Raw genomic sequence first — 1,827 nt, 5'->3', positions numbered from 1 at the left:
GTACGACGACTTGTGCGTCAAGAATTTATTTTTTCTCAGATGAAGTGATTGCGAAGATTTGCAAGGAACATCCCGATGCCGCTATGATTTATACAGATTCGCTGATCTATAAATTTAGGACGCTTGCAGAAATCATCGCACACCTTGATAGCCCAGTGGAACAGCAAATGGCTTTTTATTTGCTGAAACTTGTTCAGGAGAACGGGAACGCCTCGATGAATCAGACTGCATTTTCCAAGTACATTGGCACTTCCCGAATTACCGTGAACAAAATCATTCAGAAATGGAAACAAAGAAATTACATAGAGCTTCATAAACGTGAGATTGTGATAAAGGATTTTGATAAAATCAGGGCTATCGCAAGCAATGCACAACAGTAATAGAATAATAGGATTACATGCTCAGCCAACCAGGTTTCTTAAGAAATCTGGTTTTTTTATGTAGTATTTCCGTTTCTGTATGTCAACGACCCCTGCGTCCTGCCATTGTTTGAGGACTTTATATACAGTAATGCGTGTGAGTCCTGTGCAGCAGGCGAGATCCTGCTGGCTGATTGGAATTTCGTAATTTTTGAATTCGTCACAGATGTTGTGGAGCAGAACAGCTAGTTTTTGTTCTGATGTAAGCGCATTCAAATTTATCCGATCTAAAAGGATTTTCATTTTATGGATGACGCTTTTGGAAAAGAGTTTGAAGAGTTCTGGATGGGCGATCATAAGTTTCCTGAATTCGTCTGAAGAGAAGTGATAGACGACGGAATCCTTGACAGCGATTGCGGTAGTGAAATGTGTGTTTTGATCAAGTGACTGAACGCCCAACAACTGGTTTGGGATGACGATGTTCAGCATATTTTCTTTTCCAGTGGCTGTTTCAGTGACAATTCGTACTAACCCTTTATGCAGGTAATAAAAACCTTCGCCGTTGTTTCCTTGCTGATAAATGTATTCCTTTTTCCTGAAAAATTGGCGAGTTCCGTATTTTAGATACGCCTCCCAATGGAATACATCCTCATAAACCGTAACCATACCATTACCTCCCAAAATCAATTTTGGATTTGAAGCTTTGCCATGATTGCTAATTACTATAATCATAGGTGAAATAAGGCATAATTTCTACGATAAGTTAGATAATTTAGACTTTTAAGAAAACTATTTTTAAAAAAACGTTAAATAGGCTACAGTTACGTTCAAAATTTAGTATTACAATTCAAATTGAATTTTCAATTAATTTTATCAGGAGGGTGTATATGGGAATTAGGACTGGGGCTCAATATATCGAAGCAGTTAAAGCACGTAAACCTGAGGTTTGGCTTTCTGGAAAGAAAGTAGAAAATTTGTTTGAGGAGCCGGTGTTCAAGCAGCCGATTCTTGAAATCGCAAGGCTGTACGATATGCAGCATGATCCGGCATTCCAGGATAATATCACTCATGTGTGCGAAGAGACAGGGGAGAGAGTCAACAACTCGTTCCTTGTTCCCAAGAGCTATGAGGATTTGGTAAAACGCCGCAACGTATTCGAAGCTTATGCAAAAGCAACCTTCGGCCTGATGGGAAGAACACCTGATTTCTTGAACGTTGTTGTGACTTCCATGTACTACAATTCTTGGTTCTTTGAAAAATACAATAAAAACTGGGCAGAGAATGTCCGCAACTATTATAAATATCTACGCGATAACGATATCTTCCTAACTCATGCGATTATCAACCCACAAAACGACCGCAGCAAGAACTCCCACGAACAGAAGGACGAGTTTACACATCTTGGCGCAGTGAAGGAAACACCGGATGGATTGGTCGTAAGGGGAGCAAAAATGCTTGCGACACTTGC

Annotated in this window: 3 protein-coding genes; 2 read left to right on the top strand and 1 reads right to left on the bottom strand. The window is 39.8% G+C overall.

What is annotated here, in order from left to right; all coding sequences use genetic code 11:
* Nucleotides 1-380, top strand: a 380-nt coding sequence (locus tag WB217_RS07385) for a Crp/Fnr family transcriptional regulator (protein ID WP_423992065.1), incomplete at its 5' end; no start/stop codon positions are given.
* Between the two features lie 21 nt (nt 381-401).
* On the opposite strand, the gene WB217_RS07380 is transcribed toward WB217_RS07385, so the two are convergent.
* Complete coding sequence (locus tag WB217_RS07380; protein WP_423992063.1) at nt 402-1,025, bottom strand: Crp/Fnr family transcriptional regulator; 624 nt, start codon at nt 1,023-1,025, stop codon at nt 402-404.
* Between the two features lie 221 nt (nt 1,026-1,246).
* Between WB217_RS07380 and WB217_RS07375 the strand changes: the two genes are divergently transcribed.
* Nucleotides 1,247-1,827: 4-hydroxyphenylacetate 3-hydroxylase N-terminal domain-containing protein (locus WB217_RS07375; RefSeq protein WP_423992061.1), on the top strand; the 581-nt coding region annotated here is incomplete at its 3' end.

It is taken from the genome of Mesobacillus sp. (assembly GCF_049588175.1).
In the GTDB taxonomy this organism is placed as follows: Bacteria; Bacillota; Bacilli; order Bacillales; family Cytobacillaceae; genus Mesobacillus.
Note: the sequence above shows the minus strand (reverse complement) of the source record. Positions and strands in the feature narration are given on the sequence as shown.